We start from the raw sequence: 18,798 nt of genomic DNA on the forward strand, positions 1-18,798 counted from the left end.
ACTGTTAATCATGATGTCGTAGGTTCGAGTCCTACTGGCGGAGTCAGATGAAAGGAACACTAATTTGGTGTTCCTTTTTTGATTCTTTGTCCGATGTAATGAGGGGAGGCATACCTAACATACGGATAGATAATGATTTGTGTCCGAAAATAAAACTAAGGAAATTGTATTACCTTAGCCTAATAAGAATAACAAAATAGGCTCCATAATATTCATAGGGGGGTGATTTCCTATAAATATTATAGAGCTTTTTTATTAATTTGTATCCCTTAACATTTTCATTAAAAAGTCCGTGATTTCTTGTGGACTTTCTTTTTTTCCGTGGGCAATCCAGGTTTGACAGACTCCAAAGAGAGCATTTGTCAGGTAGACGCTACTGTATTCTAATTCTATTTCATTTAGTTTGAGTTGCATAAAACGTTTTTGAAGGTCTGTGCTCAGTAGGATGTGAAGTTTATTTCTCAAGAAATTTTGAATTTCCTTGGTTCCATTTTCGGATAAAAGAGCTGCTAGAAGTGGCTCTGATTCTAAGTATTCAAATACTTCTAGAATAGCATTTCGTTTGTGATTAGCATGTTTTTGAAAGATATATTCGAAGGTATGAAATAGTTTACTTTGGTAATGTTCAATCATATCGTATTTATCTTTGTAATGAGTATAGAAACTGGAGCGGCTAATTCCAGCTTTTTGTGCTAATTTAACAGTTGTAATCTGATCGAATGGTTGTTCCATCAATAAATCTACCATTGCATTTTCTATAATACGTTTGGTTTTTAATCGTTTATTACTTTCTTGCATGTTCCCTCCAGATGAACATTTTTAGACAATGTGTTCAAAAATAGTTTTTTTATCTTGTCTTTTTAATTTTTTTATGTATAATCTATTATATCAAAAATTTAGACAAGTAGTTTAAAAAAGGAGACAATATGTTTAAAGAATGGAAAGCAATCTTTAAAAAACCGACATTTATTATTGTCATGATAGGAATTTCCTTAATTCCAGCTCTTTACAATATCATTTTCTTATCATCAATGTGGGATCCATATGGTAAACTTTCGGAGTTACCTGTAGCAATTGTTAATAAGGATCAAGCTGCTACTTATAATGATGAAAAATTCACTATTGGTGAAGACATGGTGTCTAATTTAAAAGATAGTAATAGCCTTGATTTTCATTTTGTAGATGAAGGTGAGGGAGAAAGAGGCCTGCGGGATAGAGATTATTACATGGTCGTAACGTTGCCAAGTAATCTTTCTGAGAAAGCTTCTTCTATCCTTACAAATCATCCTGAACAGATGACGATTGACTATCAGACATCAAGTGGTCATAGTTTTATTGCAAGCAAGATGAGTGATTCTGCCATGACACAAATCAAACAGACTGTGGCTACTAATGTTACTCAATCTTATACTAAAGCTTTATTTAAAAAGATGGGTGATTTAAAAATTGGTTTATCTCAATCTGCAAATGCAAGTTTACAGTTGGCTGATGGTTCGAATCAGCTTTCGGATGGGAGTCAAACCTTAACGACCAATCTTCAAACCTTAGCTCAATCAAGTCTCACATTTTCTAATGGTGCTGATCAATTATCTACAGGTTTAGGAACCTATACAGCTGGTGTAAATCAGTTAAATCTTGGTCTTGGTAATTTTAATACTGGTTTAAATCAATATACCAGCGCTATTTCACAAATCGACAATGGATTAAACCAACTGAATTCACAGACACCGGCACTGGTATCAGGATTGACTCAACTTGATTCAGGCACACAAGCCTATACAGGTGGTGTTTCTCAATTAAATTCAGGATTAAATCAATTTTCACTTGGTATTGATACTTATACAAATGGAGTTCAAAGTCTATCATCAGGTGCAAATCAGATTTCTACTAAATCAGAGACTCTACGTACAGGATTAACAAAACTTAATCAAGGTATTCAAGAACTTTCTACTCAATTAGATGGGGCAAACCAACAAAAAGATCAGATTAAACAATTAGCAACTAGTTTAGAGCAATTTAATCAAGCTATTCAAAATATTCAAACAGCAGATAGTGGAGAGATAACACAAGTAACAAACCAGCTTTCTAGTAGTCTATCAACGATTGCAAATTCAGCACAAAGCATCATTACTTCAAATCAATCTGAAAAAGAAACTACTTTATCAGCTATTCAATCTACTAGTGCTTATCAAAGCTTAACTCCTGACCAACAGGCAGAGATAACTTCTGTGGTTTCTAATCCATCATCTTCTACTAGTGAGTCAGCACGAACAATTTTAACTACAGTTCAAACGTTACAATCTTCTTTAGAAAATGTAACCACTCAAACAGATAGTCTAACTCAATTAAAGAATCACTCAAGTCAATTATTACCAACTGCTTCTTCAACATTGACAAGTTTGTCAAGTGGATTAACACAGGTTCAAACAGCAATTAATGGTCAGTTATTGCCAGCTAGTCAAACTCTTGAATCTGGCATTGACAGCTATACAAAATCTGTAGACCAAGTAGCTTTAGGAGCAAGTCAGTTGAGTTCGAAAAATTCGAACTTGACAGGAAGTTTCAATAAGTTGCTACAAGGTTCTAATCAGTTGACAGAAAAATCTTCAACATTGACAGGTGCTACTGCTAAGTTAGCAGAGAATGCACCAGAATTAGCAACAGGAATTGATAAACTTGCATCAGGTGTCAACCAAGTAAATAATAAAACATCAGATTTAACCGCTGGATTTAATCAATTACAAGCGGGATCTCAACAATTAGCTGATAAATCAGACCAGCTAGTTTCTGGTGCAAATCAACTATCTAATGGTTCTGAAAAAATAGCTAGTGGAGCAGATCAACTTGCTCAAGGATCAGAAATTCTACAATCAGGACTTGGAAAATTAAGTGATGGTTCAAGTCAATTAAATCAAGGTTTGACAGAGGCTGAGGGACAATTGAAACAGGCTTCAACTGAACCAACAAATGCAGATTTACTAGCTGATCCTCTAAGTCTTTCAAAAACTGATAAGGATCAAGTAGCAGTTAATGGAATTGCCATGGCTCCATATATGATATCAGTTGCTCTTTTTGTTGCTGCTATTTCAACTAATATGATTTTTGCTAAATTGCCTTCTGGGCGCCATCCAGAAAGTCGCTGGGCTTGGTTTAAGTCTCGCTTTGAAATTAACGGTATCATTGCTGGTTTGGCAGGAGTATTAGTTTATGGTGGGGTACATTTAATCGGACTGACTGCAGTTCATGAATTCAAAACTTTAGCTTTGATCATTTTAACCAGTCTTGCTTTTATGGCGATGGTAACAGCATTGACAACCTGGAATTCTCGCCTAGGCGCTTTCTTCTCCTTAATTTTATTACTCCTTCAATTAGCATCAAGTGCAGGAACTTATCCTTTAGCTTTGACGAATCAATTCTTTAAAACTATTAATCCATGGTTACCTATGAGTTATTCAGTTTCAGGTCTTCGACAAACCATTTCTATGACAGGTAATATTCATAGTCAGATTATTTTCCTTATCTTTACAATAATGATTTTTGTTGCTTTAGGAATGCTAGCCTATCAACCTAAAAAAGCTGAAGAAGACTAAAAACAATCGACCAATTCGGTCGATTGTTTTTTTATCTAGAATATTTTTTTCTTTGAATATCATAAAAAATAAAGACAATAATGGCTATAAGAGAACAACTTGCACCAGCAACAAATCCTTTTGGAATAAAGGAAAGGGTAATAGTTCCTTCACCTTCAGGAACATCAATTTTCATAAATCCAGTTTGTGCCTGTTGAATTTGTAATTTTTTACCATTTTGGTAAGCAGACCATCCTCGGTCGTAAGGAATTGTGAAAAAGATCGATGTCTCATTCTTTACCTTATAATTTACAGTGACTTTATTTTTATAAGAGCTCACTTCTACTGGATTTTCTTTTATTTTGCGTATTGCCTCCGTATATTTCTTAGTATCTAAGCGATAGAAAGTTGGAGATTCAAATGATACTTGAGCATTTCCTGGGAACTTAACCTGGATATCAAAAGTTTGTTTATGTTCTGCATATCCAAGATTAAAAAATGTAAAAACATTATCTGTGGTAAAGGATTTTTTTTCACCATTGACAATGATGTCAACTTGCTTTTTCTTATCGTTTGAAAAATTTAGCTTGGTCATGGAAAGGTAAACCTGACTATTATCAGGTACTTCAATGCTGTAGCTGATAGTTGCATCTTCAGTATCAGTTCCGTTTAGATTGACAACATTGTCATCAGAGTCTGTATAATGATTTATCGGATAAAAGTACTCTTCATTTAAGCCAGCAATTTGATTTAAAAATTGAGTTTGGTTATCAAGAGTATGGTCATTAAAAGTGACATCTTTGTAAAGAGACTGTGTAGCAAAAGCAATTGGGAGAGCGAATTGATTTTTATAAAGGGTTAGATTATCTTTTTGATAGCTTGGATGAAAACCATATTTATCTGGATAGGTTTCAGAAATATTGTAGCTGATTCCAAATAAACTATCTGCAATGATAGTATTATTTGCATAACGAAGATTAAGGTTGGTACCTGAAGATTTAAAACCCAACTTATCTAACGTTGTACTTGCAGAACGATTACGAACAGATGAAAATTGTGAGATGCCATTGTAGTTAAATTTCATGCTATCGTTTCCAGTTTGAGTTTGTAACTTTTCAGTTCGTGTAAATGTATCTGGTTGCTGTTTGGTATACTCCAAAATAGCTTCCATACTTGGAATATCTTTATCATAGGTACTACGAGAAGCAAATCCCCATTCTTTCGTAATTCCATTTAGTTGAGATGAAGCATTAAAACTAATTTCACTTATTGTAAAGATCAAAATAAGGATTGAAAAGATTTTTGGTGAAATCATCTTTCGGATAAATGCCAGTAACAATAGCAAGTATACCACTAAGAATTCAAGCGTTAAGAGTATATTTAATTTAGTTAAAAATGAATAATGATTTTTAAAATAAATGGTTGCCAGATAGCCAAATAAAAGGAAGGTCATTGAGAATAAAATATTCCATAACTTAATATCCTTAAATCTATTTAAAACTTCTGCTGAAATATAAATCAAGAGAGTAGAGAAAATCCAAGCATAGCGATGAAGAAACATATTTGGTGCGTGCATTCCTTGCCAAAATAAATCTAAGGCTTCTAGATAAAAACTAGCAATGATGATAATGAGTAGAGTTGCATAGCATAGTTTCACGTGAAACTTAATTGATTTTAATGTAAAGAATACAATTGTTAAGATGAAAGGAAGGAGGCCAACAAAAATCATTGGGATAGAACCATATTTAGTTGTATCGAAAGCACCAATAAATTGTTTAGCAAATAGATCTAGATACCAACTGGCATCTGTTTTTATTTTTGTAATAGCGGTTAGTTTTTCACCATGAGTTCTTAAGTCAAACAAGGTTGGGAGTGTCATGATGAAACTTGTTAAACCAGCGAGTAAGGATGTTAGGAAAAAATCAAGGAAAGAGAACTTGCGACTTTTAAAATCACAGGAAAGTTGGCAAAAATACCAAACTACCAAAAACAGGGCAGTCATATATCCAAAATAGTAGTTTTGGATAAATAATATTGACAAACTTGTAAAGTATAGAATACGTTTTTTTTCCGTTATGAGTAGATGTAAACCACTTAAAATTAAGGGGATTAAAATAAAAACATCTAACCAGGTTTTAATCTCAAGTTGACTAACTGTAAAGCTCATTAATGCATATGAGGTAGATAGAGCTAATCGAAGTAGGGCAGGTATATTTTTGAATATTTTACTCAAGCTAAAAAAGGTTGACAGACCTATCAAGCCAAATTTCAACAAGGTTGACAGATAGACTGCATCTGGCATGCTTGATACATCAAAAAAATAAACAAGAGGAGATAGAAAACTACCAAGGTAATAACTGGACAAGGCATAAAAATTGAGACCTAGACCACTGGTAAAAGTATAAAATAGACTATCACTCCCATGTAAAATATTACGAAGATTTAGATCAAAAATAACATATTGATGAAATCCATCCCCTAATAAAGGTGAAGTATCACTGTTCCAGTAGATACCTTGAGAAAGATAGACTCCTGACATAATTACTAGGGGAATGATGAAAGAAATAAAATAGGTCCAATAGTTTTTAAAAAATGTTTTCATGTTACCTCATAGAATGATAGAAAACTCAGTTGGTTAATCCAACTGAGTTTTAAAGTATTATTTAGTCTTTCCAAAGTTCTTTGACTTTTGCTTGTACTTCAGCATTTTCTAAGAATTCATCATAGGTTTCATCGATACGGTCGATTACACCGTTTTTAGATAGGACAATAATGTGGTTAGCCAATGTTTGAATGAATTCATGGTCATGACTGGCGAAGATGATTGATTCTTTGAAGTTTTTCAATCCATCGTTCAAACTTGAAATAGATTCCAAATCTAAGTGATTAGTAGGATCGTCAAGTACTAGAACATTTGATTTCAAAAGCATGAGTTTCGATAGCATCACGCGCACCTTTTCTCCTCCTGACAAGACGTTTACAGGTTTGTTAACCTCATCTCCAGAGAAGAGCATACGACCAAGGAAACCACGCAAGAAGGTATTGTCATCTTCTTCTTTACTTGCAAATTGACGGAGCCAGTCAAGGATAGATTCACTCCCAGCAAAATCAGCTGAATTGTCTTTTGGTAAGTAAGAGCGACTAGTTGTAACCCCCCACTTGACAGTTCCTTCATAGTCGATATCACCCATGATCGCACGAATCAATGCAGTTGTTTGAATGTCGTTTTGACCGATAAGAGCTGTCTTGTCACCTGGACGCAAGATAAAGCTGATGTTGTCAAGAATAGTTTCACCATCAATCTTGACAGATAGATTTTCTACTGTCAAGAGATCGTTTCCGATTTCACGTTCAGCTTTAAAGTTGATAAATGGATATTTACGACTAGATGGCACAATTTCTTCAAGTTCAATCTTATCAAGCATTTTCTTACGTGATGTTGCTTGTCTTGATTTAGAAGCATTAGCAGAGAAACGAGCAACGAATTCTTGTAATTGCTTAATTTTTTCTTCTGCTTTAGCATTACGGTCTGCTAGCAATTTAGCAGCAAGCTCAGAAGATTCTTTCCAGAAGTCGTAGTTTCCGACATAGAGTTTGATTTTTCCAAAGTCAAGGTCGGCCATGTGAGTACATACTTTGTTCAAGAAGTGACGGTCATGGGATACGACAATAACGGTGTTATCAAAATCAATCAAGAAATCTTCTAACCAAGTAATAGATTGGATATCAAGACCGTTGGTCGGCTCATCCAAAAGAAGGACATCTGGTTTACCAAATAGAGCTTTAGCAAGGAGTACTTTCACTTTGTCTCCATTTGCAAGTTCACTCATATTTTGGTAATGAAGATCTTCAGGTATATTCAAGTTTTGCAAGAGTTGTGAAGCTTCACTCTCAGCTTCCCAACCACCTAGTTCAGCAAATTCACCTTCAAGCTCAGCTGCACGAACTCCATCTTCATCAGTAAAGTCTGCTTTCATATAGATAGCATCTTTTTCTTTCATGATATTGTATAGTTTTTCATTACCCATGATAACAACATCAATAACACGTTCATCCTCGTAGTCAAAGTGATTTTGACGAAGCACAGAAAGACGTTCATCAGGTCCAAGAGAAACATGACCAGTTGTAGGTTCGATATCACCAGCTAAGATTTTTAAAAATGTTGATTTACCTGCACCATTAGCACCAATTAAACCATAGGTGTTTCCTTCTGTAAATTTGATGTTGACCTCATCAAAAAGTTTGCGATCACTAAAACGTAGTGAAACATCAGATACTGTTAGCAATTTTTTTCTCCTATTATATGTAATACTCTAATTCTACTAGAAAATCAGCAAATATTCAAATTTTTATCTGTCAATTATTTGTAAAGAATGTTTACAGATAGTTTACAGTCAAGGAGTTGAAATCGTAATTATTTGATAAAAAAAATTACCTGTCTTTTTATCAAAAAAATGCTATAATTGAAAGGACTATATCAAAGGAGAATAAGATGAATAAACCCATTATTTTAACAGGAGATCGTCCAACGGGGAAATTACATATTGGGCACTACGTTGGTAGCTTAAAAAATCGTGTCTTATTACAGCAAGAAGATAAATATGACATGTTTGTTTTTTTGGCTGACCAGCAAGCTTTAACTGACCATGCAAAAGATCCACAAACTATTGTAGAGTCTATTGGGAATGTTGCTTTGGACTATCTTGCAGTGGGATTGGATCCTAACAAATCAACGATTTTCATTCAAAGTCAAATTCCAGAATTGGCAGAGTTGTCTATGTATTACATGAATCTAGTGTCTTTGGCTCGTCTGGAGCGTAATCCTACTGTAAAGACAGAAATTGCTCAGAAAGGATTTGGAGAAAGTATTCCAACTGGATTTTTAGTTTATCCAATTGCTCAAGCAGCAGATATCACAGCTTTTAAGGCTAACTATGTTCCTGTAGGTACAGACCAAAAACCGATGATTGAACAAACGCGTGAGATTGTACGTTCATTCAACCATGCCTATAATTGTGATGTTTTAGTAGAACCGGAAGGAATTTATCCTGAAAATGAAGGAGCAGGTCGCTTACCTGGTCTTGATGGAAATGCCAAAATGTCTAAATCGCTTAATAATGGTATCTACTTGTCAGATGATGAAGATACCTTGCGTAAGAAAGTAATGAGTATGTATACAGATCCAGATCACATTCGTGTTGAGGATCCAGGTAAGATTGAAGGAAATATGGTCTTCCATTACTTAGATGTTTTCGGACGTCCTGAAGATGCTCAAGAAATTGCTGTCATGAAAGAGCATTATCAACGTGGAGGTTTAGGTGATGTTAAGACAAAACGGTATCTACTTGAAATCCTAGACCGTGAACTTGGTCCAATCCGTGAACGTCGCCTAGAATATGCTAAAGATATGGGTGAAGTGTATAATATGCTTCAAAAAGGTAGTGAAAAAGCTCGAGAAGTTGCTGGTCAAACGCTATCAGAAGTAAAATCAGCAATGGGTCTAAATTACTTTCATTAATCGATAAAATACGAACTCTAAAACTATCTCTTCTTTAAAATTAAAGGGATAGTTTTTTTACATTATCTATTATCAATATAATTGACAAATTTTCATAGAATGGTATGATAGATACAATACAAAAAGCGTTAAGCTCCAAAAGAAAGAAAAGAGGAAACTTCAATGTCTAATTGGGACACTAAATTTTTGAAAAAAGGTTTTACCTTTGATGATGTATTGCTTATTCCGGCAGAGAGTCATGTGTTGCCTAATGATGCGGATTTAACTACAAAATTGGCAGATAATCTGACTTTAAATATCCCAATTATTACAGCAGCCATGGATACTGTAACAGAAAGCCAAATGGCCATTGCAATTGCGCGTGCAGGTGGTCTAGGTGTTATCCATAAAAACATGTCTATTGAACAGCAGGCAGATGAAGTTCGTAAGGTAAAACGTTCTGAAAATGGTGTTATCATTGATCCATTCTTCTTGACTCCAGAGCATACAATTGCAGAGGCAGATGAACTCATGGGACGTTACCGTATCAGTGGTGTTCCAGTGGTTGAAACTCTTGAAAATCGTAAATTGGTTGGTATTTTAACAAACCGAGACCTTCGTTTTATTTCAAATTACAATCAACCAATTTCAAATCATATGACCAGTGAGAATCTTGTTACTGCTCCTGTTGGAACAGATCTTGAAACAGCTGAGAGCATTCTTCAAGAACACCGTATTGAAAAACTTCCTTTGGTTGATGAAGAAGGTCGTCTTTCTGGCTTGATCACGATTAAAGATATTGAAAAAGTGATTGAGTTTCCAAATGCAGCTAAAGATGAGTTTGGTCGTCTTCTAGTTGCTGGTGCGGTAGGTGTAACTTCTGATACTTTTGAACGTGCTGAAGCCCTCTTTGAAGCAGGAGCAGATGCAATTGTCATCGATACAGCACACGGACACTCTGCAGGGGTTCTTCGTAAAATCGCTGAAATCCGTGCCCATTTCCCAGACCGTACACTGATTGCTGGAAATATCGCTACTGCTGAAGGAGCCCGTGCCCTTTATGATGCAGGAGTTGACGTTGTTAAAGTTGGTATTGGGCCAGGTTCAATCTGTACAACTCGTGTTATCGCAGGTGTGGGAGTTCCACAAGTTACAGCTATCTATGATGCAGCAGCCGTTGCACGTGAATATGGCAAAACAATCATTGCTGATGGTGGAATCAAGTATTCTGGAGATATTGTTAAAGCCCTTGCTGCTGGTGGAAATGCAGTAATGCTTGGATCAATGTTTGCAGGAACAGATGAAGCTCCAGGAGAAACTGAAATCTTCCAAGGACGTAAGTTCAAGACATACCGTGGTATGGGTTCAATCGCTGCAATGAAGAAAGGTTCAAGCGACCGTTACTTCCAAGGCTCTGTCAATGAAGCAAATAAACTCGTTCCAGAAGGAATTGAAGGACGTGTTGCATATAAAGGAGCAGCAGCTGATATCGTATTCCAAATGATTGGTGGTATCCGATCTGGTATGGGTTACTGTGGTGCAGCTAACCTTAAAGAATTGCATGACAATGCTCAATTTATCGAAATGTCAGGTGCCGGTCTAAAAGAAAGCCATCCACACGATGTGCAAATCACAAATGAAGCACCAAACTACTCAATGTAGTAAAAAATCTCCTGTAAAACAGGAGATTTTTTATTTTTTACACTAATGTAAATATCAGTTTACAGATAATTGGCCATTCTTTACAGTAAATATACTGAGATTATCTGGTAAGTTTTGAAGATGCTCTAAACTAGTTGTTGTAATAAAGGTTTGAATATTTTGAGATATAATTTCTAATAATTTAAGTTGACGAGTATTGTCAAGTTCACTCATAACATCGTCAAGCAAAAGAATGGGAGATTCCTTAGTGATACTCTCCATCAGTTCTATTTCTGCAAGTTTTATAGATAAAACCAGACTACGATGTTGCCCTTGACTTCCAAAGTTTGCGTCCATTCCATTGATTAAGAAAATTATATCGTCCCGATGAGGACCAACTCCAGTATTCTTCTTAAATAAATCTCTTGATCTACTTTTTTGAAGTGCTGCATAGAAAGATTCAGCTAGTTTTTCCTTGTCAGTGAAGTTTACAGATGGTTGATAACGAATTGACAACTCTTCTAATTGGTCCGAAATATCAAAGTGTTTTTTACGACCAAAAGATTCCATTTTTTTGATAAATTCTTCTCTGTGGACCATCACCCGACAACCGTAGTCTACTAGCTGGTCATCCAGAACAGATAAAAATGTTTCGTCAATCTGATTCGCTGACTTTAAGTAGGTATTTCTTTGTTTGAGCACATGGTTGTAGCTTGACAAATCTGACAAGTATATGGGTTTGATTTGCCCTAACTCCATATCTATAAACTTACGTCGGATAGCTGGTGCTCCTTTGACAAGTTGTAAATCTTCGGGTGCAAATAGAACAACATTCATGTGTCCAATATAGTCAGATAGCCGAGCTTGCTTTAAGTAATTTATTTTAGTAATCCGACCTTTTGGAGTCAAATCAATCTCAAGTGGTACAGTAGCCGTTCGTTTTTGAAGAATTCCAGAAACTTGAAGCTGTTCTTCTTCAAATTGAATTAAATTTTTGTCTGTCTTTGTCCGATGGCTTCTAGTTAAAGCTAAAAAGTAAATACTTTCCAGGAGATTGGTTTTTCCTTGAGCATTTCGCCCCACAAATACATTTAATTTAGGATTAAATTCAATTTCGGTATCCTGATAGTTTCTAAATTGCTTGATGGATAAGTTTTTTAGCCACATACTTATCTACCTGGGAAACGTGGTGCAGTTTTTGTTTTAGCTTTCGGGGTCTTTTTTGTTGGCTTTTTTTTGACCGTCTTATTCATTTCTTTGACAAGTTTAGCCACACGTTCTTTCTCAAGTTTTTCTTGGAGATATTCTTCCTGTTCTTCTAAGCTCGGTTGCGTCAGAATGATGTGGATTTTCATGTCAGGAATGTCGATAGAGTCTCCGATTCTTACTTTTTTTCCACGACGATTTTCTAATTCACCGTTAAAATAGACAAGATGATCAGCTAAAAAGGATTTAATAGCTCCGCCACTGTGTATAATACCAAGTTCTTTCAAGAGAGCTTGGAGAGTGATAAATTCTTCAAATAATTTGTATTCCATAGTTCACCTCAATCTTTGGTATTATACCATATTTTACCTTGAAATGGCAGAGGTAAATTTGTTAGAAATGAAAGCGATTTTAATTCTAAAAGGGGTAAAGAGAACAAGAAAATTTTCTCTTTTCATGGTATAATAGAACTCTATGTAGAAGGAGGTAAGAGATGGAGTTAGTACCTGGAATTACAGTGCATTTTATCCAATCAAAAAAATTTAAAACTAATAAAATTACTGTGCGTTTCACAGCTCCATTGTCTTTGGATTCAATTTCAAGTCGCATGTTAAGTGCCAGTATGCTTGAAACTGCCAACCAAAGTTATCCAACTGCTCAACTGTTTAGAAAACGTTTAGCAACCTTGTATGGAACTGATTTGTCAGCGCACGCCTATCGAAGAGGACAAAGTCATCTTGTGGATTTGAGTATTTCCTATGTGCGTGATGAATTTTTAAGTAAGAAAAACGTATTAACTTCTCAAATTTTAGAATTACTGCACCAGGTTCTGTTTACACCATTGTCGGATGAGGATGGATTTGAGAAAAATGCTTTTGACATCGAGAAAAAACAGATCTTATCAAGGCTAGAATCAGAATTGGAAGACCCATTCTTCTTTGCACATAAAGAGTTAGATCAATTGTTTTTCCAAGAAGAATCAATGCAGCTAGTTCCAAAAGATTTGATTTCTAGAATTTCAGAAGAGACTTCAAAAACATGTTTTTCAAGCTATCAAAAAATGCTAAAAGAAGACCAAATAGATATTTTCTTCTTAGGCGATTTTAATGAAATTGAAGTTTTAGAGTTTTTACATAAATTTCCTTTAACAGGTCGTAAATCAGTTGTAAACATTCAATATCAGCAACCCTATTCTAATATTCTTAGAGAAGGTATTGTTAGAAAGAGATTAGGACAGTCTGTTTTAGAGATGGGCTACCATAGTTCAGTGGCATATGGTGATGAAGAACAGATGGCAGTGCTTCTTGTAAATGGTCTTTTAGGAGCCTTTCCTCATTCGAAACTATTTACCCAAGTGCGAGAAAAAGAAGGCCTGGCCTATACGGTATCAAGTCATTTGGATCTCTTTAGTGGATTTTTACGATTGTTTGCTGGAATTGATCGGCAAAATCGAAACAAAGTAAGAAAATTGATGAATCATCAGTTGCTTGACATAAAAAATGGAAAGTTTACAGATAAGGAGATTGATCAGACTAAACAAATGATTCGTCGATCCATACTACTTGCTCAGGATAATCAAGATTCTATCGTCGATAAATATTATTTGTCAACTTTTTTTGGGAAGGCGAATCTTGACACAAAAACTTTAATCGATAAACTTGAACAAGTTGATAGAGAAGCAATTTGTGAAGCAGCAAACAGTTTTAAGTTGCAGGCTATTTATTTTATGGAAGGAGCAGAATGACCAGACCTACTTTTCAAAAGAAATATTATCCTGCTGTAAAAGAAACTTTGTATCAAACTAGCTTAGAAAATGGTTTGACGGTTACTTTACTACCTAAAAAGGACTTTAACGAGGTTTATGGCGTTGTAAGTGTCCAAGTTGGTTCTGTTGACACAAGGTTTACAGTGGATGATAAGGACTTACAACAATATCCACAAGGAATCGCTCATTTCTTAGAACATAAGCTTTTTGAAAGAGAAGATTCTGGAGATGTTATGGCAGCTTTTACAGAGTTGGGTGCTGAAAGTAATGCCTTTACGAGCTTTACGAACACTAGCTATCTTTTCTCGACTTCTGAAAATGTTCTAGAGTGTTTAGATTTACTAGACGAACTTGTCACTACTTTCAATATGACTGAAGAATCTGTGGAGCGCGAAAAGGATATCATTCAGCAGGAAAGAGAGATGTATCAGGATGATCCGGATTCATGTCTATTTTTCAAGACTTTGGCAAATCTCTATCCAGAAAGTCCTTTAGCTTCAGATATTGTTGGTAGTGAAAACTCTATTGATGCTATTTGTTTGGAGGATTTAAAAGAGAACTTTAAAGAGTTTTACAGACCTGTCAATAGTAATATCTTTTTAGTGGGGAATTTTGATTTTGAACTGCTTGAAGATTATTTTGCTAAGAAATCTCATCCTCAAGAAAAAAAACATGAGTTTAAGAGAGAAAAAATACCTTTACATCCTGTAAAGACTACTGAAAGTTTTCGAATGGATGTAGCATCTCCCAAATTAGCGATTGGTATTAGAGGAAATAAAGACATAGGAAATCGAGATCAGTATCGTTATCATCTTTTATTGAAATTGTTGTTTACAATGATGTTTGGTTGGACTTCACAAAGATTTCAAAAATTATATGAGACAGGTAAACTGGATGCTTCCCTGTCTCTAGAAATAGAAGTAGATCCTCGTTTCCATTTTGTGATATTAACAATGGATACAAAGGAACCTGTGGCACTTTCTCATCAATTTCGTAAAGCTATTCGCAATTTTGTTAAAGATGAGGATGTAACTGAGGATCATTTGGATATTGTAAAAACTGAGATGTATGGAGAATTTCTTCATAGTATGGATTCCCTTGAATACATTGCTACTCAGTATCATCCAACCGATACAGGTTCTACCCTGTTTGATCTTCCTAAACTTTTGCAGGAAATTACTTTAGAAGATGTTCTAGAGGCTGGACATGATTTGATAGATAATAGCGATATGGTTGATTGTACAATTTTCCCGATATAATCGCTAGAAAATACACTAGAAAGAAGGAATGTTAAGTATGAGAAAAAAAACAATTGGTGAGGTCTTACGTCTTGCAAGAATTAACCAAGGACTGAGCTTAGAGGAATTGCACAGAAAGACAGATATTCAGCTGGATTTGTTGGAGGCAATGGAGTCAGATGATTTTGACAAACTACCGAGTACTTTTTATGCTCGTTCATTTTTGAGAAAGTATGCTTGGGCTGTTGAATTAGATGAAAATATCGTTCTAGATGCCTATGATTCGGGAAGTATGATTACTTATGAAGAAGTTGATGTAGATGAGATTGAACTTTCAGGACGTAGACGGTCTAATCGAAAGAAAAATTCATTTCTACCGCTATTTTACTTTGTTCTTTTTTCTTTATCAATTTTAATTTTTGTAACTTACTATGTGTGGAATTATATTCAAACCCAACCAACTGCGTCTTCTGCGGCAACTTATAGTGTTGTGAGTTCAACAAGTAGCTCTAGTAGTGTAGCATCAAGTAGTAGTCAAGCTACTAGTTCATCAAGTTCGAGTGAGGCAACTACTTTGACTGTTTCAGGTCAGGGAGATGCTTTATCAGTGGAATATAAGACATCTAAAGATTCTGCGGAGCTTCAGTTGTCTGTAACGGATGCAACAAGCTGGATTAGTGTTTCGGATACTGATTTAGCAGGAGGAGTGACTCTTGAACCTAATAATAAAACAGCTAAAACAACCATTTCTAAAGGTTCTCCAGTAACCATAACATTGGGTGTTGTTAAAGGAGTGTCGGTGAAAATTGATAATAAGGAAATTGACACTTCAAAATTAACTGGTCAAACTGGTTGGATTACTCTAACATTAAGTTCAAACTAAAGGAAGGATAACATGAAAAAAGAGAATATTCCTAATACGCTTACGCTTGGTAGAATTTTATTTATTCCGATTTTTATTCTCCTTCTATCAGTTGGACCATCTCCTGTGTTACATAAAATAGCAGCAGTTATTTTTGCTATTGCCAGTATCACTGATTATCTAGATGGTTATTTAGCTAGAAAATGGCAAGTGGTTAGTAATTTTGGTAAATTTGCAGATCCAATGGCTGATAAATTATTGGTCATGTCAGCCTTTATCATGTTGGTCGGTCTAAAGATGGCACCAGCTTGGGTGGTAGCAGTTATTATCTGCCGTGAACTTGCAGTCACTGGTTTGCGCTTGCTCTTAGTTGAAACAGGAGGTACCGTTCTAGCTGCTGCCATGCCTGGAAAAATCAAGACATTTAGTCAGATGTTTGCGATTATATTCTTGCTACTTCACTGGACTGTTCTTGGTCAGATAACTCTTTATATTGCCTTGTTCTTCACAGTTTATTCTGGTTATGATTATTTCAAGGGAAGCACATATTTGTTTAAAGGAACCTTTCGTTAGATATGGAATCGATTATTGAGATAAAAGACCTGTCTTTTCGATATCAGGCAGATCAAGAACATTATGATGTTCGTAACATTTCGTTTCACGTGAAACGTGGAGAATGGTTGTCTATCGTTGGTCATAATGGTAGTGGAAAATCAACGACAGTTCGCTTGATTGATGGTTTGCTCGAGGCTGAATCTGGAGAAATTTGGATAGACGGTGATTGCCTAACTCCAGAAAATGTCTGGGAAAAAAGACGTAAGATTGGTATGGTCTTTCAAAATCCTGATAACCAATTCGTAGGAGCAACTGTTGAAGACGACGTTGCTTTTGGATTGGAAAATCAAGGAATCCCACTTGAAGAAATGAAGAAACGCGTTTCTGAGGCTTTATCATTGGTTGGAATGGCTGAATTTGCTAAAAAGGAACCAGCCCGCTTGTCAGGAGGTCAGAAACAGAGAGTAGCTATTGCAGGTGTTGTTGCTCTGCGACCAGATATTTTAATCTTGGATGAGGCTACAAGTATGTTGGACCCTGAGGGACGATTAGAGTTGATTAAGATAGTTCAGAAGATTCGCAAAGACCATCAGATGACAGTCATCTCCATTACGCATGATTTGGATGAGGTGGCCATGAGTGACAGAGTTTTGGTGATGAAAAAAGGAGAAGTCGAGTCAACTAGCACTCCTAGAGAGTTATTTTCTAGATCGGATTTAGATCAAATTGGCTTAGATCAACCCTTTGTCAACCAATTAAAACAATCACTGCGTGATAATGGCTTAAAATTACCAGAGCACTACCTGACCGAGGAGGAGCTCGAGGAGGCTTTATGGGAATTATTCTAGACAATGTTAGTTATACTTATCAGGAAGGAACACCCTTTGCCTCAGCTGCCTTGTCAGATGTCAGTTTGACCATAGAAGATGGTTCCTATACTGCTATTATTGGGCATACAGGAAGTGGGAAATCCACAATTTTGCAGCTTTTAAATGGTTTGCTAGTTCCCACAGAGGGAAGTGTTCGTGTCTTTGATACATTGATCACACCAACATCGGTCAATAAGCAAATTCGTCAAATTCGTAAACAAGTTGGGTTGGTGTTTCAGTTTGCAGAGAATCAAATTTTTGAGGAAACTGTCCTAAAAGATGTGGCTTTTGGCCCTCAAAATTTTGGAGTTTCTGTAGAAGAGGCAGAAGCTATTGCGCGTGAAAAACTAGCTTTAGTAGGAATCGATGAATCACTCTTTGAACGAAGTCCATTTGAACTCTCAGGTGGACAAATGAGAAGGGTTGCTATTGCTGGGATTTTGGCAATGGAGCCTAGCATTTTGGTCTTAGACGAACCAACAGCTGGTTTGGATCCAATTGGTCGAAAAGAGTTGATGGCCTTGTTTAAAAAGCTTCATCAAGATGGCATAACAATTGTTTTAGTAACCCACCTTATGGATGACGTGGCCGAATTTGCTGACCAAGTTTATGTGATGGAAAAAGGGAAACTAGTTAAGTGTGGGAAGCCAAGTCTTGTCTTTCAAAATGTCGAATTTATGGAAAAAATCCAATTGGGTGTTCCTAAAATCACACGATTTGCTCAAAGGCTAGTTGACAGAGGAATTTCTTTCGAACAATTGCCGATAACGATAGAGGAGTTTAAGGAGTTTATCAATGGATAATATGATTTTAGGTCGATACATACCAGGAAATTCGATTATTCATCGTCTAGATCCTCGTAGTAAGTTAGTAGCAATGATTTTATTGATCATCATCGCTTTTTGGGCCAATAATCCAATTACAAATCTCATACTCTTCATTGCAACAGGCATATTTGTCGTTTTATCAGAAGTTCCCTTATCTTTTTTTATAAAAGGTTTGCGGTCTATGTTTTTTCTGATTGCTTTTACAACCCTTTTTCAACTGTTCTTTATCTCTGGTGGTCACGTCTTGTTCGAGATGGGATTTATAAAAATCACAAGCTATGGTATTGAGCAGGCAGGAATTATTTTTTGTCGTTTTGTGTTGATTATCTTTTTCTCAACCTTGCTAACCTTGACGACTATGCCACTAAGTTTGGCAACAGCAGTTGAATCCTTACTTGGACCTTTAAAAAGATTTAAAGTGCCTGTTCATGAGATTGGGCTCATGTTGTCTATGAGTTTACGCTTTGTACCAACCTTAATGGATGATACGATTCGCATTATGAATGCTCAAAAGGCGCGTGGTGTTGATTTTGGAGAAGGAAATGTAATCCAAAAAGTTAAGGCTATGATTCCTATTTTGATTCCTTTGTTCGCTACCAGTTTGAAACGAGCGGATTCTCTTGCTACAGCCATGGAAGCTAGAGGCTATCAAGGTGGTAATGGACGTAGCCAGTATCGACAGTTAAATTGGATGAACAGAGACAGTATAGCGCTATTATTTGTTTGTGTATTGGGTGCAATTCTATTTTTGCTAAAATCTTAGAATGTA

Annotated in this window: 15 protein-coding genes; 10 read left to right on the top strand and 5 right to left on the bottom strand. The window is 35.8% G+C overall.

Translation table 11 applies throughout. The annotated features are described in order from the left end of the window. Nucleotides 1-255: 255 nt before the first annotated feature. Nucleotides 256-798 carry a TetR/AcrR family transcriptional regulator gene (locus ADH31_RS07650; protein WP_049509941.1) on the bottom strand — a complete coding sequence of 181 codons (543 nt, stop codon included), beginning with the start codon at nucleotides 796-798 and terminating at the stop codon, nucleotides 256-258. A 128-nt stretch (nucleotides 799-926) separates the two neighbouring features. Between ADH31_RS07650 and ADH31_RS07655 the strand changes: the two genes are divergently transcribed. Beyond that, nucleotides 927-3,590: a YhgE/Pip domain-containing protein gene (locus ADH31_RS07655; protein ID WP_049509942.1), complete on the top strand. Its 2,664-nt coding sequence runs from the start codon at nucleotides 927-929 to the stop codon at nucleotides 3,588-3,590. Nucleotides 3,591-3,621: 31 nt separating this feature from the next. On the opposite strand, the gene ADH31_RS07660 is transcribed toward ADH31_RS07655, so the two are convergent. After that, nucleotides 3,622-6,171: a YfhO family protein gene (locus ADH31_RS07660; RefSeq protein WP_049509944.1), complete on the bottom strand. Its 2,550-nt coding sequence runs from the start codon at nucleotides 6,169-6,171 to the stop codon at nucleotides 3,622-3,624. Between the two features lie 61 nt (nucleotides 6,172-6,232). Beyond that, complete coding sequence (locus ADH31_RS07665; protein ID WP_000958799.1) at nucleotides 6,233-7,855, bottom strand: ATP-binding cassette domain-containing protein; 1,623 nt, start codon at nucleotides 7,853-7,855, stop codon at nucleotides 6,233-6,235. Nucleotides 7,856-8,061: 206 nt separating this feature from the next. Between ADH31_RS07665 and trpS the strand changes: the two genes are divergently transcribed. Then, nucleotides 8,062-9,087, top strand: coding sequence for a tryptophan--tRNA ligase (gene trpS / locus ADH31_RS07670; RefSeq protein ID WP_049509946.1), 1,026 nt, complete (start codon nucleotides 8,062-8,064; stop codon nucleotides 9,085-9,087). Between the two features lie 162 nt (nucleotides 9,088-9,249). After that, a complete protein-coding gene (gene guaB, locus ADH31_RS07675) occupies nucleotides 9,250-10,728 on the top strand; it encodes an IMP dehydrogenase (protein ID WP_049509948.1) in 1,479 nt (492 codons plus the stop codon). 54 nt (nucleotides 10,729-10,782) lie between these two features. Here guaB and recF read toward each other — a convergent pair whose 3' ends face one another. Further along, entirely contained in the window at nucleotides 10,783-11,874 is a 1,092-nt protein-coding gene (recF, locus tag ADH31_RS07680) for a DNA replication/repair protein RecF (protein WP_049509950.1), read from the bottom strand. Nucleotides 11,875-11,876: 2 nt separating this feature from the next. Next, nucleotides 11,877-12,245, bottom strand: coding sequence for a S4 domain-containing protein YaaA (gene yaaA, locus ADH31_RS07685; RefSeq protein ID WP_049509952.1), 369 nt, complete (start codon nucleotides 12,243-12,245; stop codon nucleotides 11,877-11,879). A 161-nt stretch (nucleotides 12,246-12,406) separates the two neighbouring features. Between yaaA and yfmF the strand changes: the two genes are divergently transcribed. The 7 genes from yfmF to ADH31_RS07720 are packed head-to-tail and all read left to right on the top strand — an operon-like array spanning nucleotide 12,407 to nucleotide 18,792. Beyond that, the gene (gene yfmF / locus ADH31_RS07690; RefSeq protein ID WP_049509954.1) at nucleotides 12,407-13,657 is read left to right on the top strand and encodes an EF-P 5-aminopentanol modification-associated protein YfmF; all 1,251 of its coding nucleotides are present in this window, start codon (nucleotides 12,407-12,409) and stop codon (nucleotides 13,655-13,657) included. Beyond that, nucleotides 13,654-14,937 carry an EF-P 5-aminopentanol modification-associated protein YfmH gene (gene yfmH, locus ADH31_RS07695; protein WP_049509956.1) on the top strand — a complete coding sequence of 428 codons (1,284 nt, stop codon included), beginning with the start codon at nucleotides 13,654-13,656 and terminating at the stop codon, nucleotides 14,935-14,937. Before yfmF ends, yfmH begins: the two co-directional genes overlap by 4 nt. 37 nt (nucleotides 14,938-14,974) lie before the next feature. After that, complete coding sequence (rodZ, locus tag ADH31_RS07700; RefSeq protein WP_075226780.1) at nucleotides 14,975-15,799, top strand: cytoskeleton protein RodZ; 825 nt, start codon at nucleotides 14,975-14,977, stop codon at nucleotides 15,797-15,799. Nucleotides 15,800-15,811: 12 nt separating this feature from the next. After that, nucleotides 15,812-16,351, top strand: a complete 540-nt coding sequence (gene pgsA / locus ADH31_RS07705; RefSeq protein ID WP_049509960.1) for a CDP-diacylglycerol--glycerol-3-phosphate 3-phosphatidyltransferase — start codon at nucleotides 15,812-15,814, stop codon at nucleotides 16,349-16,351. A gap of 2 nt (nucleotides 16,352-16,353) precedes the next feature. Next, nucleotides 16,354-17,181, top strand: coding sequence for an energy-coupling factor ABC transporter ATP-binding protein (locus tag ADH31_RS07710; protein WP_049509963.1), 828 nt, complete (start codon nucleotides 16,354-16,356; stop codon nucleotides 17,179-17,181). Beyond that, nucleotides 17,166-18,005, top strand: coding sequence for an energy-coupling factor transporter ATPase (locus ADH31_RS07715; protein ID WP_049509965.1), 840 nt, complete (start codon nucleotides 17,166-17,168; stop codon nucleotides 18,003-18,005). Before ADH31_RS07710 ends, ADH31_RS07715 begins: the two co-directional genes overlap by 16 nt. Next, complete coding sequence (locus ADH31_RS07720; protein ID WP_000369587.1) at nucleotides 17,998-18,792, top strand: energy-coupling factor transporter transmembrane component T family protein; 795 nt, start codon at nucleotides 17,998-18,000, stop codon at nucleotides 18,790-18,792. The genes ADH31_RS07715 and ADH31_RS07720 overlap by 8 nt, the downstream gene beginning before the upstream one ends. Nucleotides 18,793-18,798 lie beyond the last annotated feature (6 nt).

The sequence above is a fragment of the Streptococcus pseudopneumoniae genome (genome assembly GCF_001072375.1).
Lineage (GTDB): Bacteria > Bacillota > Bacilli > Lactobacillales > Streptococcaceae > Streptococcus > Streptococcus pseudopneumoniae_L.

Coding starts and splice junctions, on each gene's coding strand:
- ADH31_RS07650 (WP_049509941.1), bottom strand. CDS start 798: ATGCAAGAAAGTAATAAACGATTAAAAACCAAACGTATTATAGAAAAT.
- ADH31_RS07655 (WP_049509942.1), top strand. CDS start 927: ATGTTTAAAGAATGGAAAGCAATCTTTAAAAAACCGACATTTATTATT.
- ADH31_RS07660 (WP_049509944.1), bottom strand. CDS start 6,171: ATGAAAACATTTTTTAAAAACTATTGGACCTATTTTATTTCTTTCATC.
- trpS (WP_049509946.1), top strand. CDS start 8,062: ATGAATAAACCCATTATTTTAACAGGAGATCGTCCAACGGGGAAATTA.
- guaB (WP_049509948.1), top strand. CDS start 9,250: ATGTCTAATTGGGACACTAAATTTTTGAAAAAAGGTTTTACCTTTGAT.
- recF (WP_049509950.1), bottom strand. CDS start 11,874: ATGTGGCTAAAAAACTTATCCATCAAGCAATTTAGAAACTATCAGGAT.
- yaaA (WP_049509952.1), bottom strand. CDS start 12,245: ATGGAATACAAATTATTTGAAGAATTTATCACTCTCCAAGCTCTCTTG.
- yfmF (WP_049509954.1), top strand. CDS start 12,407: ATGGAGTTAGTACCTGGAATTACAGTGCATTTTATCCAATCAAAAAAA.
- yfmH (WP_049509956.1), top strand. CDS start 13,654: ATGACCAGACCTACTTTTCAAAAGAAATATTATCCTGCTGTAAAAGAA.
- rodZ (WP_075226780.1), top strand. CDS start 14,975: ATGAGAAAAAAAACAATTGGTGAGGTCTTACGTCTTGCAAGAATTAAC.
- pgsA (WP_049509960.1), top strand. CDS start 15,812: ATGAAAAAAGAGAATATTCCTAATACGCTTACGCTTGGTAGAATTTTA.
- ADH31_RS07710 (WP_049509963.1), top strand. CDS start 16,354: ATGGAATCGATTATTGAGATAAAAGACCTGTCTTTTCGATATCAGGCA.
- ADH31_RS07715 (WP_049509965.1), top strand. CDS start 17,166: ATGGGAATTATTCTAGACAATGTTAGTTATACTTATCAGGAAGGAACA.
- ADH31_RS07720 (WP_000369587.1), top strand. CDS start 17,998: ATGGATAATATGATTTTAGGTCGATACATACCAGGAAATTCGATTATT.